Source organism: Streptomyces sp. NPDC054770 (assembly GCF_053611985.1).
This window is the reverse complement of record NZ_JBSHBL010000029.1, coordinates 81,162-95,620: the sequence shown is the minus strand read 5'-3', so window position 1 is coordinate 95,620 and position 14,459 is coordinate 81,162. Positions and strand designations below refer to the sequence as shown.

Here is a 14,459-nt window from a genome sequence, read left to right as displayed (position 1 = left end):
CCAAGTCATTCGGGAGACCATTCAAGGATAGACAAGAGGAATGGCGAGATGACGAGAATCGGAATCATCCTGGGCAGCACCCGACCCGGGCGCAATGGAGAGAAAGTCGCCCAGTGGGTCGAGAAGAATGCCGCACACCGTACAGATGCCGCCTTCGAACTGGTCGACCTGGCGGACTACCCCCTTCCGCACCTGGATGAGCCGACACCGCCCATCATGGGCCAGTACCAGAACGATCACACCAAGGAGTGGGCCGCCAAGATCGGGAGTTTCGACGGGTTCGTCTTCGTCACGCCCGAGTACAACCACTCCACCTCAGGCGTCCTCAAGAACGCCATCGACTACCTCTTCGCCGAGTGGAACAACAAGGCCGTCGGTATCGTCTCCTACGGCTCCGTCGGCGGCGCACGCGCCGCCGAGCACCTGCGCCTGATCGCCGGCGAACTCAAGATGGCCGACGTCCGCACGCAGGTCGCTCTGTCGCTGTTCACCGACTTCGTCGACTTCAGCGACCTGGCTCCCGGAGCCCACCAGCAAGAGGCTCTCACCACACTCCTCGACGAGGTCATCGCCTGGAGCACCGCGTTGGCCCACCTTCGCGACTGACCTTCGATCGGTCCGGTCGGGAGTACAGAAATCTCGCAGGTGAGGCGGCGCGAGTCGCATGCCGCCTCGCCTTCGACGACCTGGCCCCGGGTGCAATCACGACGAGATTCACCACCGGTCCGACACGAGGACGCCTGGCGCCGGAAGCGGCCGCCACCACAGCCGCCGGGTACGCGCCTTGTCGGCGGTGATCCTGTGATCCTGGCCCGCCGACCTGCCATGATCGTCTCACCGTGTGTTCCATGATGGGGGCAAGAGATGGCGATACCGCTGCCCGATGGGCTGACTACGCCGGCGCTCGTGGTCGATCCGGATGTGCTGGACAGAAACATCTCGCGGATGGCCGAGGCTTCGCAGGCTCAAGGGTTCGCCCTGCGTCCGCACACCAAGACCCACAAGTGCCCGCAGATCGCGGACCGTCAGCTTCGGTCCGGCGCGCGTGGGCTGTCGGTGGCCACGATCGGCGAGGCCGAGGCGTTCGCCCGGGCCGGCGTCGACGATCTGTTCATCGCTTACCCCGTGTGGCTCGATGCCGGCAAGGCGCAGCGGCTGCGCCGGCTGGCGGACGACGTTGCCCTGAGGGTCGGCGTGGAGTCTGTCGAAGGTGCGCAGCGTTTGGGGAATGCCGTGCGCGGCAGCGCCCGGGCGGTCGAGGTGCTCGTCGAGGTCGACAGCGGGAGCCATCGGACGGGAGCGCAGCCTCACGCTGCCGGTGAGGTCGGAAAGGCAGCCGCCGACGCGGGTCTGGATGTTGCCGGCGTGTTCACGTTCCCGGGACACGGCTACGGTCACGATGCGCGGGCGCGCGAGCTGGCCGCACGGGACGAGGAGCGCACTCTGGGCGAGGCCGCTCAGGCGCTGCGGGAGCTCGGGCTCGGTGTCCGTGTGATCAGTGGCGGGTCGACTCCGACGGTGGGGCGATGGCAGCCAGGCGTGGTGGACGAGTTGCGGCCCGGTGTCTACGTCTTCAATGACGCCACCCAGCTGGCCATCGGCACCTGCGGGGTGGAGGATCTCGCGCTGGTCGCCGCCGCGACGGTGATCAGCGTTCCCGCCCCGGACCGCTTCGTGCTCGATGTCGGCAGCAAGGTCCTCGGCTCCGACCGGTCGCCCTGGGTGACGGGCCACGGCTACCTGCCCCGGTTCCCGCGGGGAACCATCACCGGGTTGTGGGAGCACCACGCCGTGGTCCGGCTTCCGGAAGGGGTACGAGGGCCACGCCTCGGGTCGTTGGTCGCTGTCGTCCCCAACCACGTCTGCACGCCGGTGAATCTCGCCGATGAGCTCCTGGTCGTCCGCGACCGCGAGGTGATCGACCGCTGGCAGGTGACGGCACGAGGCGCCAATACCTGAACACCACCTCAGGGCAGAAAGGCAGAGGTAGCAGAGGTAGCAGATCAGGATTGCGGTGCTGCCGGCGAAGCCACGGAGGTGTTCCGCACTGCGCTCGTGGCGCCGGTGCAGGCGGCGACGGCACCAGGTGGCCACGCCACGCCACTGTCCGCTCCGCGGTCCGACGACACCGGCGCTCGCGCCGCGGACTTCGTCAGCACGACCACCGGCCTGCCCGTGGTCTCAGGGCTGTTGACTCGATCCCGTAGTCATTTGACTGATACGGCATCAGTGGCCGGCAGGCAGGGTGGACGCAGGTGAGACGACAGCTCCCTGCATGGCGGGAACCCTATCTTTCGTGTCGTTTCTGCCACTGATGCGGTCACGGGCAGTCACCGTAATTTCGATGTGCACGCCGAAGAGCCGGCGGCTGTCATACGAGGAGTGATCACATGAAGGTCGGTCTGCTGGTGCGTATCGAGGCCAAGCCGGAGTACGCCGACGAGGTCGAGGCCATGCTGCGCGGCGCGCAGGAGCTGGCGGAGCAGGAACAGGGCACGGTGACGTGGTTCTCGTTCCGTGAGAACGCCACCACTTTCGGGGTGTTCGACACCTTCGAGGACGAGCAGGGGCGCCAAGCGCACCTGACGGGCCAGATCGCCGCAGCGCTGGGTGAGGCCGCAAAGACAAAGCTCAGCGCGCCGCCGGTGATCGCCTCGGTCAACGTGCTGGGAGCCAAGGTCTCCTGACCGGCAGGGCCTGCGGCCCGCGGACGTTGCGCCCGCCTGGCCGGGGCAACCACTGGCCCCCGCCAACGCCGCACACAAGAACATTATCCACTTAATCATGAGAAGTGATGGGAATCATGAACACTCTGTACACCGCGGTCGCCACGGCCACCGGCCGGGACGGCCGGGCCGTCAGCTCCGACGGACAGCTCGATGTGCGTCTCGCGTTCCCGCCGGCGCTCGGCGGCGACGGTAAGGGCACCAACCCCGAGCAGCTCTTCGCCGCCGGCTACGCCGCGTGCTTCACCAGCACTCTCGGCGTGATCGGCCGGGAGGCCAAGGTCGCCACCGGGGATATCTCGGTGACCGCGGAGGTCGGCATCGGCAAGGACCCCGAGGACGGCGGTTTCGCGATCACCGCGGTACTGCGGGCCAAGCTGCCCCAGCACCTGCAGAACGAGACCGGCCGCAAGCTGGTCGAGCAGGCACACGCAGGCTGCCCCTACTCCAAGGCCACCCGCGGAAACATCGCCGTAGAACTCATCGTCGAATAACCGACCCGCCCGTCTCCTCGTACAACAGCCGTCGTTCCGCAAAGGATATTGATCTTGACCACCACGCAGATGCCGACACAGGCACAGGACTATGAGCACATGATGGGCATGGTCACGGGCTTCTGGGTCACCCAGACCGTTCGAGCTGCCGCGGTGTACAACCTCGCCGACCACCTCGCGGCGGGGACCAACACCGCCGAAGAGATCGCCGAGGCGGAATCAACGGACCTCGACGCGACTCGCCGCCTGCTGCGCACGTGCGCCGCCCTGGGCCTGATGACCTCCGCGGACGGGCATCACTTCACGGGCACGTCCCTGCTCGGCACACTCCAGCAGGACGACCCCAACTCGCTGCGGTACTTCGCCATCTCGCAGTCTGCACCTGGCCACTGGCTGTCCTGGGGCATGTTCCCCGAGGCTGTCCGAACGGGCCGGCACCAGGTCACCGCAGCCCACGGAGATGCGGACATCTTCGACTACTTCTCCAAGCACCTCGACGAAGCATCCTTCTTCACCGAGTCCATGAGCAACCTGTCACGTGCCGCCGCTCTCGATATCGCCGCGGTGCTGGACACCAAGGGCGTCGGCCTCGCCCTCGATATCGGTGGAGCCGCCGGTGACCTCATCAGGGCCATGATGAGGGTCAACCCCGAGCTCAACGGCGGGGTCTTCGACCTGCCCCACATCGTCCCCGCTGCCGCGGAAGCCGCCAAGGCCGAGGGACTGGAGGGGCGTTTCACCACCGTCGGCGGAGACTTCTTCGAGTCGGTGCCGTCGGCGGACCTCTACGTGCTCAAGTACATCCTGCACGACTGGGACGACGACGCTTGCGTCCGCATCCTTCGGAACTGCCGGGAATCGCTGGCGAACGGCGGCCGTATCGCCGTTGTCGACCTTCTGGTCGGCGAGGCCGGGCAGCCTGGACTCGCCCCCCTGATGGACATGAACATGCTCGCCATGACGGGCGGCAGGGAACGTCAGATCGCCGAATTCGACACCCTGTTCACCGCGGCCGGCCTGCGGCGCGTCAAAGTCAGCTCCGCCGGAGCATTCGCCGTCATCGAGGCCGAGCCCACATCCTGACCTGATCGATTCACCACGCGAGAGGCTGATATCACCCCGGTGATATCGGGTTGGTCCTTGTCCGGGAGGCGGCCTTCGGCATTGTGCGGCGGCCCCCTCCCGGACCGTACAGCAACGTTCGTGGAGCCCTTCCGGCATAACGCCCGGTGTTCTCAGTGGCAGAAACGACCTGAATGATACGGTTTCAGCCATGCAGGTAGCAGTTGTCGTTTATGACGGAATCTTCGACTCTGGACTCGCAGCGATCCTTGACGTACTCAGCAACGCCAACGAACTGGGCGGACAGATCCACCAACCGCCGACCTGGAACGTGACGATGGTCGGCCCCGCCCCGTCCGTGCGGACCGGCGCCGGGCTCCTGGTGGCGCCCAGACCACTTGCGGATGCAGAGGCGGTGGACCTCCTGGTCGTCCCGGCGCCGGCCGGGAGCGACCCTTCGGCGCTGCTCGACCATGTCGGCGGCGATGAGTCTCTTTCCGTCCGCAACCTCATCGCGCGCACGCGTGACTGCGGCACGACCATCGCCTCGGCATGCGCGGGCTCCTTCCTCCTGGCCGAAGCAGGAGTTCTGGACGGACTGCGCGCCACGACGACCTGGTGGCTGTCACCGGCCTTCCGGGCCAGATACCCCCGGGTCGAGTTGGATCACAGCCAGATGGTCATCACATGCGAGGGCATCACCACCGCCGGCGCGGCGTTCGGGCATGTCGACCTCGCTCTGGCCATCGTCCGGGCAAGCAGCCCCGCGCTTGCCGACCTGGTTGCCCAGTACCTCGTGGTCGATGAACGCCCGTCACAGTCGGCGTACGCCATCCCCAGCGCGCTTGCGCAGAGCGACCCCACCGTCGCGGCCTTCGAACGCTGGGCCCGGGAGCATCTGGCCGAACCCATCAGCGTGCCCGACGCGGCCAAAGCCATCGGCGTCAGTGAGAGAACCCTGCAACGCGCGGTGCAGCGCACCGTCGGCAGCTCTCCCATCCGATTCGTCCAGGACCTGAGAATCGAACGCGCCTGTCACCTGCTGCGTACCACCGACATGTCCCTGGAGACCATCTCCCGGAAGGTCGGCTACGAACACCCCAACACCCTGCGGGTGCTCCTGCGCGAACGCACCGGCAAGACCACCTCGGCCCTGCGCAGCAAGTGATTCCCGCTGGTCCGAATGACGCCTCGTCGGCTTCTCGCCGCGGCCGGCCTTCCCGCAATGCCCGCCGGTGACCGCGACGTCAGCCTGTGCCGCGCCGTCACATCTCGCGCTTCCGCCGCGGTGTCCTGTCGTCGACCTGGTCAGGAGACGCAGGGCTCAGCGCGTCCCCCAGCGCCACGCGCGAGACGACCCCCAGTTTCTGGAAGACGTGTCGGAGATGCGCTCCGACGGTCCTGGGGGACAGACGCAGCTTCACGCCGATTTGCTTGTTGCTCAGCCCGGACGCGGCCAACTGGGCGACTTCGTGTTCCCGCGGCGTGAGCCCGGCCGGCCCCGCGATCTTGTCGCGCGACCTGCTCTCGCCGGTGGCCCGCAGCTCGTTGCGCGCTCTGGTGGCCCATGGTCGCGCACCCATGCGCTCGAAGGCCTCGAGAGCCGCGCCGAGTTGCACCCGGGAAGCAGAGACGGCCCGGGAACGCCGGAGGTGTTCGCCGTAGGCCAACTGCACGCGAGCCAGTTCGAAGCCCCAACGCTCTGCTCCGGGAACGGCAAGTGCTTCCTCGAACAGCACGGCGGCCACGTCACCGGAGGCGGCGATGGCCGCGGCGCCTGCCGCGAGTAGCGCGAGACGTGGCGACAGGGCGGCGACGCCGGCTTCGCGCATGGCCGTGACGTGGGCGTCCGCCTCGGCCTGGCGGCTGCTTCTGACGGCGGCCTCGACCAGATCCATGGGAACGTGCAGGGCAAAGGGCGAGTCGGACGCGAACACACCTGGCGGACTGACAGCGGTCGCGTGCCGATAGGCCTCCTCGTAGTCACCGCTGCCCAGAGCAATCAGAGTCCGGACGCGATGTGCATACATCCGGGCCAACCGGATGCCACGCGCTCTCCCCCAGGCTGTGATGTCGTCGACCACCGTGCCGGCTGCCTCGAAGTCGCCCCGCCCAGCAGCCAGAAGAGCCTGCGCAAAGCGCCCCGGCAACGTCAGGAGCCCATACCCACGGGCATCACAAAGTTGCAGCCCCTCTTCGAGGAGCTCCTCCGCCTCGTCCCACGTACCGGTCATGAAGTCGTCGAATCCCAGCAGCAGCAGAGCGTTGATGGCCGAGGCGACGGCACCCCCCTGCCGTCCATCGCGGACTACACGCCACAGCGCGTCGCGAAGGCCCGACATGCGGTCCACGAACACACCGGCGGTCGCCAGCCACACGATCCGGCCGGGGTCGACCTCGTGACCGCTTTCTTCGATCAGGCGGTCGAGTTGTTCAAGCACGGCGGCCCCGGCCTGGACGGGGTCGCGCAGCGTACTGCCGCACAGGGATACAAGGGTGTCGGAAGCGGTGGCCTCGACGGCCTTGTCGAAGAAGTCCCACAATTCAGCTCGCCCACCGAAGAAGCACACCATGAGCAAGGTGCCCAAAACCTCGTTCAGGACCCGCTCGTCAGTGCCGTCCCGGGACGGGAAGTCGTCCATGGCCCCGACCAGCAGACGGTGGGCGGTGTCGACATCGCCCTCACCGCTGAGAAGCATGTACGAAGCTGCGACCGCGGCGTGCAACGGCTTGTCGTGGGCGGGATCGGCTTCGTGGGCGGCGGCCAGCAACTGTGGAGCAGCGCGCAGTTCGCCGGTCACTTGCGCGCCCAGGTACGCCGCCTCGGCCAGCCGACGGCTTCGGTCGCTGCCACGCGGGCTGAGCTCGGCCGATCGCAGCAGCGCGGCGACAGCGCCCACCGCGTCGCCTCTTTGCATGCTGCGTCGGACGACATCGGCAAGCAGGACGGCAACCTGCGTATCGGGCTCGATCGTCGCCTCTGCCAGGTGCCACGCCCGCCGCTCGGGCTGATCCGCCAGCAATTGCGCCAACGCCTGGTGAGCCGCGCGGAGTTCACTGCTCGTCGACTGCTTCACCACCACGGAACGGATCAGGGGGTGGGCGAACACGATGCGACCGGCGTTCTCGTCGACCTGAATCAGCCCGGCCTGCTCGGCAGGAGTGATATCGCCGTCGCAGTGGCGGCCGGGAACCGGGGACCGCAGAATGCGTGGATCGCCGGTGGTGTCCAAGGCCGAGCGCAACAAGAGGTGACGGGTGGGAGCAGGGAGCTCGCCCACTCGGGACGCGAACAGGGTCCGGAGCGATCGGGCGGGAGCCACCACGGCCGGGGCCATCCCCTGGACGAAGTGCAGGCCGCTCTCCTCGCTCCCGAGCTCCAGCAGTGCCAGCGCGTTGCCCTGCGCCTCCGCCACGAGCCGCGCGCAGACCCGGGGGGCCAACGTGGGGAACCGGCTCCGCAGCAGGTCCGTCGCCGCCTCGTCATCGAGAGGGTGCACTTCGTGCTCAGTGACCCCGGGGTGTTCGACGTGGCTGCCGGTCGGACGCGACGCCACGATGAGACCGCAGCGAGTGCCGGAGACCCGCTGGGAGACGGACTCCAGAACGGCGGTACTGGCCCGATCGAACCAGTGCACATCATCCACGATCACGAGCACCGGCCGCTCCGCGGCGGCTCGGCGGAGCAGGGCGAGTACAGCCTCGGAGACATCCTCAGGAGCCGGGACCGGACTCGACCCGAACCCCAGCGCCGCCGACAGCACCTTGCGTGGTCCGGGGTCGAGCAGCCCGAACGCGCCGTCCAGCGGCAGAAGGATCTGATGGAGGCCGGCATAGGTGACATCGGCTTCGAAATCCACGCCGACCCCCCGCAAGACCTGCGTTCCCGCGTCTCTCGCCTTCTCCGCCGCGACTTCCAGAAGCACGGTCTTGCCCACACCTGCATCACCGGTCAGGACGAGTGCTCCTCCGCTGACCGCGGACTCGACGAGGAAAGAGCTGATGACCGCCAGTTCTTCGCTGCGTCCGACCAGGCCACCGGCCCCGGCTCGCCGCGGGCACCCAGGGTTGCTCAACGTACGTCTCCCTGAAACCGGACGAGAATGGAACATATGCAGGTCAGAGCGGATCCCTGATGTGAATCAAGGTTCGCCTACGAGGCTTGGCTGCGCACCGAAAAGGGACCGCAGGGCCACCGGTCAGCCGGCCACTCCCCTGCTCAGAGGACGATCTCGGCTACGCGCTGGATCTCATCGAGGTCGTCGTTGGTCGGGTTGAGGATCAGCTCGTCGGCACCGATCGCCTCGAACTCCTCGACTGTCGCCTTGACCGCGTCTGCTCCCCCGCTCACCGTAGATGTGATGAGCCCTGCGACATCGGCGCCCGCGGAGGAATAGTAGTCGTAGACATTCGCTCGGCCCCTCTCGGCATCAGCGATGGCGTAATAGGCGATGGCGACCAGGTACGGTGCGCCCTGACGCCCAGCTTCCTTCCAGGCCGCGCGTACGCCGTCGAATGCGCCCGCCACCATGCCGACCGGTAGCGAGGCCCCGATATACCCGCGCCCGGAACGCGCGACCCGGTCGTACGACGCCTGAACCATGCCTCCGAAGAGCACCGGTACCTCGCGGCTTCCCTCGGGGACGAGCGGGTTGTCGCAGCCGGCGGGAGTCTCGCCGCGCCACACGCTCTTGTAGGTTTCAATGTCCTGGTCCAGGCGCTTGCCGGTGCCGCGGGCGCCGAGACCTTCCACGACGAAGTCGTCGGAACGCCCGCCGAGGCCGAGGCCGAGGGTAAGCCGCCCGCCGGAAACGGCGTCGATACTCTGAATCTCCTTGGCCAGCAGCAGTGCGGGCCATACCGGGCCGAGCAAGACATTGCTGATGAGCCCGATCCTGTTCGTGGCACCTGCCGCAGCCGCCAGCGCGACGGTATCCATCACGCCAGGATAGGCGACGCGGCCGACACTACCCAGGGAAGAGAACCCCGCCTCCTCGGCACGCCGCGCCCACTCCGGGACAACTACAGCCTTCACATTGCGTATTTGGTTGGGAATTCCGATACCGATTTTCACGAACTGCACTCCTTGCAACGATGCTGGCCTCGATGTCACCGACTGATATTCGCTCTGCCACAGGCACACCCTCTGGTGGCTGAGACCCCGGCCGCCGGTGTGCGTGCGGTCAGGCGGGTATCTCGGCGGTGACCGTCAGGACCGCGCGGCCCAGAATGTGGCTCGTCATGGTGAAGCCGAGGTAGGCCGGGGTGGCGTCGGCGGGTACGCCGATCTGCTCGACGTCGAGGGCATGCACGACGATGACGTAACGGTGTCGGCCGTGCCCGGCCGGCGGGGCGGCACCGATGTAGCGTGCCGCGCGGGCGTCGTTGGGCAGTTGATAGGCGCCCTCGGGAAGGCCCGAGCCGGTCTCGTCGCCGGCGCCCTCGGACAGTTGGGCGACCGTGGCGGGGATGTCCGCCACCGCCCAGTGCCAGAAGCCGGAGCCGGTCGGGGCGTCCGGGTCGTACACCGTCACCGCATAGCTCTTCGTACCTTCGGGGGCGCCGCTCCACGACAACTGCGGAGAGATGTCCTTGCCGTCCGGGACGCCGAACAAGCCGGACATCTGCTCGGCGGGCCAGGCGTCCCCGTCGGACACCGTGGTGCTGGTAACGGTGAACCGGGGCACCTCGGGGAGGCGAGCGAACGGATCGTTGGTACTCACGGTGAATCCTTCCAGTGAACAGGGCCCCTCTCCAGGCGCCCATGGGCAACTCTGCACTCCGGGCGGGTCGAAATCACCGACCGGCTTCCTCCCTGCTGATAGCCCCTTCCTTCCACCACAGGTCGGCGGTCTGCTTCCGTGGAACCGGCGCGCTTCGCACACTCTGGACGCTGTTCCAGACCGTCACCGCGGTTGGCATGATCACCACTGCTCGGGCCTCAGCTATCTCCGAACGCATGCGGTCGAGCAGCGAATTCACGTCGCCGATGCTCCGGGTTGCCTCCACCGCCCAGGTGCCGGTACGGCAAGCCGCCATGGACAGGGCACGGTAGGTCTGAACGACGAGCGGGAGGATTGCGGCGTCTTCCGCGCCGCCCATCGGTGTCGTCGCCGAGAGCCCGGACGGGGGAAGCCCCGCCTCCTGGAACAGGGAGTACAGGCGCGCTCCCGCTCCCAGGTCGGTTCCATCGACCGTGAGCGCTTCGGCAATGGCCCGCAGAACGGCGCCGGCCAGCGGGGTTGCGGGTACGACCCGCAGCGGGTGGTTGTCGAAGTCCTGGAAGACGATGAGCCCGCCAGGTCGCACCAGCCGGGACAGGCGACGCAGCGCGGTGACGGGGTCGGGCAGATGTCCCAGGATCAGGCGCCCGATCACGGCGTCCACCGGTTCCTCGAGGGTGACGTCGGGCAGGGTCGCCTCCCGGAACGAGATGGCTCCCTCCCGCTCCCGGCCGGGTTCGGTGCCCCTGCGCGCAGCACGGGCGCGTGCCACCTCCAGTGCGGCCGGAGCCGCGTCGACCCCCGTGACCGCGCCCGTGGGCCCGACGATCGCGGCTGCCGCGAACGTCGCGTCCCCAGCACCGCAGCCGACGTCGAGCACCCGCATCCCGGAGCTGAGCCCCGCGAGACGCAGGGCCTGTGTGGTGATCGGATCGTACAAACGGGCCTGAAGCACGAGCCGATCCATCTCCGTGGGCGAGTGACCCAACAAGTAGGCGGACCCCTCCCCTTCTCCCGTAGCTGTCATCTGCCGTCACCTCGGACCGGGAGCGCCGGATCGATGGTGTTCGACTGACTGAAGAAGGTGTTCCATCCCTTGATGAGGGAGATCAGATCGCCGCAGTAGCTCCTCTCGGCCTTGATGTACGTCCCGCTCCCGGAACCGAAGGACCAGGCGACAGCGTTCATGTCCTCGATGTCGTAGGAAGGAGCCGTCTCGAAGAATCTGGAGAGACGGCCGCCGATCGTGGGGAAGCGTCCTTCGGGGAGCTTGAGGGCATAGAAGGCAACCCTCTCTGTCCAGCCGGTGGCCGGGGAAATGGTGACCGCGAACGTGTACGCGCCGCGGGACAGGAACGTGGCCATCTCCTTGAAGAGACGGTCGTCCGGCATGGCGGCGCCTGCCAGTGCGGTGAAGCGCGCGCACTGGGCTTCGCTGATGGGTCCGGGTGCCCTGAAGTAGAGGTTGACCGTCCCGCGGTGGTAGTCCACCGAGACATGGCGTACGTAGTCCAGTCCCAGCCGGTGAAAGGCGGGACCACGTTCCCGGATGAGCGACGGCACGCCGGTGACGCCGAGGACGTCGTCCAACGGTCGAGTGCCATTCAGGTACACCCAGGTTTTGGTCAGTCCGCGATCGGCGTCGAAGTCGCAGGACTGCTCCGGCGTTCCGTCGTAGAGCTCGCTCCAGGACTGTACGAGGTCCCCGAGGGCGTCGTCGGCCGCGATGAATCCCGCGCGTCTGGCCACGGTGACGGTGTCCATGGGGCGCCGGGCGTAGAAACGGTAGTTCAGGTCGTCGCCGGTCCGGTCAGTGGTACGCAACAGGACAGCTCCCTCGCTGAACGCCGGGCCGTACGCGTCCAGTACCGCGCGAGTCGTCGCGTAGGAGAAGGGTGCGTCGATCGCTTCCGCCGTAGTGCGGATGTCCTCCAGAAAACGCGACTGTGAGAACTCACAAGAGCGCACGGTGATCCTTCTTCCTGTGTGGCTTCAAGGGAGCCTCCTCGATCCAGCGGCCTGTCTGCCGTTTCCGATCCGTCCGTGCAGGCCACCGCGGCTGCGCGTCGCGTCTACGATCACCCTGGGGAGTGCTCGCTCGCACCCGTGGCACACCCTGGCCACTGCCCCGGGTCACCGGCTCGGCTCACGGGTGTCGAACCTGCGGCAGTCAGTGGCGTCGGCCAGGCCTGTCTCAGGCGAGGGGGCCCGAGGTCTGGCCGCGATCGCCGTCACCCTGCACGAGTCGCACGTCGCCTGCGCAGGCTACGAACGGTCGTTGTGAGAGCGGCGGCCCGTCGGCAGGGCGCACGAACGCACCCGACAGAGATGTCCACGAGCGTCGGGACGAACCAGTTCCTCGCCGCGGCCGGCGCGCTCACGCCGGACGGTTGCTGATCGGCGTCCGGCATGGCGCCGACCTGGTTCCGCGACGGCTTCCTCGGAGAAGTCTCCGGCCGTCGCCTTGGCCGCCGACCGTGCCGCCCGGGAGCGCGACCAGGGTCTTCCACGGGGGCGATCAGACGACGGGCGCAGCAGGGTCTGTGGCAGGCAGGTCACGACCCGCGAGACAGCCCCCGTGGCGCACGCGGCGTGCGAAGGACGATCCGCGCGACGGAGACGCTGAATGAATGAGATGTGCGATCGGTGCGGCCCATCGATGCCTGCGGCTTTCCGCGTGGCCCGAGACGGCGAGTTGTATCTCTGCGCGCACTGCACGACGCGGCTGTGGCATGCGCTCACCGGGCAGGGCTGGGCCATCTCCTCGGTCGGCGGGTCCTCCCGCCGCCCCGACAGGATCGGGGTTCTCGGCCGGTGAGAGCGAGAAGCGGCCTGATTGCCATCCTGTCCCGAGACGGAGCTGCCCTGTGAACTCCTCGCCCCTCCCCTCCTCCGTACGGCCCGTCCCCGTCCCGTCCGTCGCTCCGGCCAGACAGCGGCTGACGGATCATCTGCTCGGGCAGGTCGCCGCCGACGGTTCGGTGCGGGGCCGCTGCGCCAGCCGGGTGCTCGAATCGGCGCTGGTCCACGCCCTGCTCCGCGATTCCGGCCACTGTCCGGAGCAGCGGGAGGAGATCGCCCGCTACCTGCGCCGCCATCCGGGAGCTCGGGGAACCCTCGACAGGGTCCTGTCGAACGCGGCCCTGCGCCTCGGACCGGAGGCGGAGAACGGATGGGCCCTGTCCTGGCTCGACGGCTTCGAGCACTTCACCGCACCCCGCAAGCGGCTGATGTTCGAGACTGTTCTCGCCGCGCTCGGTGTCCTGCCCTACGACCATGACGTGGATCCGGACGCCATCGAGTACCGCGGCTTCGCCTCCTGGGTCGACCTCTCGCTGTGCTCGGTGCGGGCCTTGCACCTGGCCGCCCGAGGCGGGGGCGCACCGGTGGAGCAGGCTTTCCTCGAAGAGCGCCTGGAACGCGGCAGCACACAGCACGTCTGGGAGCGCAACGTGCTCGCCCATGTGCTGGCGCTGACTGCGCTGCACCGTCTGACGCCCGGTCACCGGCTGGTGCGGGAGGGCCTCGCCGCGGTCCTCGGCTGCCAGAATCCCGATGGCGGCATCCCCTTCATCACCGGCTTGGAGATCTTCTGCACGGCGACCGCGGGACTCGCTCTGATGCGTTCCCACGCCGACGCCACGCCGCGTCCGACGGCACTGGGCGACTACCTCGCGGCACGTCAACAGGCCGACGGAGGCTGGGCCTACGCCGAGGGCGTACGGCAGACCGACGTCGACGACACCGCGTACTGCCTCCAGTTCCTGCAGGCCCTGGCGCCCCAGCGCTATGCCGGGCAGATCGAGGCGGGCACCCGGTACCTGCTCCGCATCGCCAACCATGACGGCGGATTCCCCACGTTCATCCGCGGTCACGCCTCGGAGACCGCGATGACGGCCGGCGCGCTGACCGCACTTGCTCCGCGCTGGGAGGGCCATTCCGGCCTGGCACAGGCTTCGCTGGAGTACCTGCTCATGTCCCAGCGGCCCGATGGCACCTTCGAACGCAGCTGGAGTCTGAGCGAGGCCAATGCCGTCTTCCGTACCCTGGAAGCTCTTCACCACGCCGAACCACGGCAGTCGGCACCCCTGCGCACGCGGATCAGCCGGGCCACCGCACTCGCGCTGGGCCACCTGATGACCGCGCAGAACTCCGACGGCGGCTGGGGCCAGCGCGCCTCGGATCCCAGCGACCCGATCAGCACCTCGTACGCCCTGCTCGCCACCCGGAGGTGGCAGCGCACCCCCGCTCATCGCCAGGGGATCGGCTACCTCCTCACCCAGCAGCGCGACGACGGCGGGTTCTCCTCCCGGCCGGACCAGGCCGCGCCCCGGCCACTGCCCTACGACGTGCCGGTCCTTGCTGACATCTGCGCCCTGTGGGCGCTCAGCCACCACACCGTGGAAGGGGAGCAATGACGGGTGGAGACCGCCGGAGCCGCAGCCTTGAGCCGC

The 14,459-nt window shown here is 68.1% G+C and carries 12 protein-coding genes and 1 pseudogene; 8 read left to right on the top strand and 5 right to left on the bottom strand.

Annotated features, from left to right (window positions below; translation table 11 throughout):
• The first annotated feature begins 48 nt into the window (after positions 1 to 48).
• The 6 genes from ACWGKQ_RS24815 (at position 49) to ACWGKQ_RS24790 (ending at position 5,450) form a co-directional block, all read left to right on the top strand.
• The gene (locus ACWGKQ_RS24815) at positions 49 to 606 is read left to right on the top strand and encodes an NADPH-dependent FMN reductase (protein WP_453294125.1); all 558 of its coding nucleotides are present in this window, start codon (positions 49 to 51) and stop codon (positions 604 to 606) included.
• Between the two features lie 258 nt (positions 607 to 864).
• The gene (locus ACWGKQ_RS24810) at positions 865 to 1,959 is read left to right on the top strand and encodes an alanine racemase (RefSeq protein WP_453294124.1); all 1,095 of its coding nucleotides are present in this window, start codon (positions 865 to 867) and stop codon (positions 1,957 to 1,959) included.
• Positions 1,960 to 2,390: 431 nt separating this feature from the next.
• Entirely contained in the window at positions 2,391 to 2,687 is a 297-nt protein-coding gene (locus tag ACWGKQ_RS24805) for a putative quinol monooxygenase (RefSeq protein ID WP_217561298.1), read from the top strand.
• 116 nt (positions 2,688 to 2,803) lie between these two features.
• On the top strand, positions 2,804 to 3,220 hold the full coding sequence (locus ACWGKQ_RS24800) for an organic hydroperoxide resistance protein (RefSeq protein ID WP_453294123.1): 417 nt from the start codon (positions 2,804 to 2,806) through the stop codon (positions 3,218 to 3,220).
• 54 nt (positions 3,221 to 3,274) lie between these two features.
• Positions 3,275 to 4,303, top strand: a complete 1,029-nt coding sequence (locus ACWGKQ_RS24795) for a methyltransferase (protein ID WP_453294122.1) — start codon at positions 3,275 to 3,277, stop codon at positions 4,301 to 4,303.
• Between the two features lie 190 nt (positions 4,304 to 4,493).
• Complete coding sequence (locus ACWGKQ_RS24790; RefSeq protein WP_453294121.1) at positions 4,494 to 5,450, top strand: GlxA family transcriptional regulator; 957 nt, start codon at positions 4,494 to 4,496, stop codon at positions 5,448 to 5,450.
• A 97-nt stretch (positions 5,451 to 5,547) separates the two neighbouring features.
• Here the strand turns inward: ACWGKQ_RS24790 and ACWGKQ_RS24785 are convergent, their stop codons facing one another.
• The 5 genes from ACWGKQ_RS24785 to ACWGKQ_RS24765 form a co-directional block, all read right to left on the bottom strand.
• On the bottom strand, positions 5,548 to 8,358 hold the full coding sequence (locus ACWGKQ_RS24785) for a helix-turn-helix transcriptional regulator (protein ID WP_453294120.1): 2,811 nt from the start codon (positions 8,356 to 8,358) through the stop codon (positions 5,548 to 5,550).
• A 143-nt stretch (positions 8,359 to 8,501) separates the two neighbouring features.
• Positions 8,502 to 9,356 (bottom strand): LLM class flavin-dependent oxidoreductase, encoded by an 855-nt coding sequence (locus ACWGKQ_RS24780; protein WP_453294119.1) that lies wholly within the window; start codon positions 9,354 to 9,356, stop codon positions 8,502 to 8,504.
• A 109-nt stretch (positions 9,357 to 9,465) separates the two neighbouring features.
• Entirely contained in the window at positions 9,466 to 10,005 is a 540-nt protein-coding gene (locus ACWGKQ_RS24775) for a YbhB/YbcL family Raf kinase inhibitor-like protein (protein WP_453294118.1), read from the bottom strand.
• A gap of 73 nt (positions 10,006 to 10,078) precedes the next feature.
• Positions 10,079 to 10,972, bottom strand: coding sequence for a class I SAM-dependent methyltransferase (locus ACWGKQ_RS24770; protein WP_453294117.1), 894 nt, complete (start codon positions 10,970 to 10,972; stop codon positions 10,079 to 10,081).
• A gap of 56 nt (positions 10,973 to 11,028) precedes the next feature.
• Entirely contained in the window at positions 11,029 to 11,973 is a 945-nt protein-coding gene (locus ACWGKQ_RS24765; RefSeq protein WP_453294116.1) for an aromatic prenyltransferase, read from the bottom strand.
• 229 nt (positions 11,974 to 12,202) lie between these two features.
• Here ACWGKQ_RS24765 and ACWGKQ_RS24760 point away from each other — a divergent pair.
• Both ACWGKQ_RS24760 and ACWGKQ_RS24755 read left to right on the top strand, forming a co-directional pair.
• Positions 12,203 to 12,289 (top strand): annotated as a pseudogene (locus ACWGKQ_RS24760) (6-carboxytetrahydropterin synthase); the annotation flags it as partial.
• 583 nt (positions 12,290 to 12,872) lie between these two features.
• Positions 12,873 to 14,423 (top strand): prenyltransferase/squalene oxidase repeat-containing protein, encoded by a 1,551-nt coding sequence (locus tag ACWGKQ_RS24755; protein WP_453294115.1) that lies wholly within the window; start codon positions 12,873 to 12,875, stop codon positions 14,421 to 14,423.
• Positions 14,424 to 14,459: the final 36 nt, after the last annotated feature.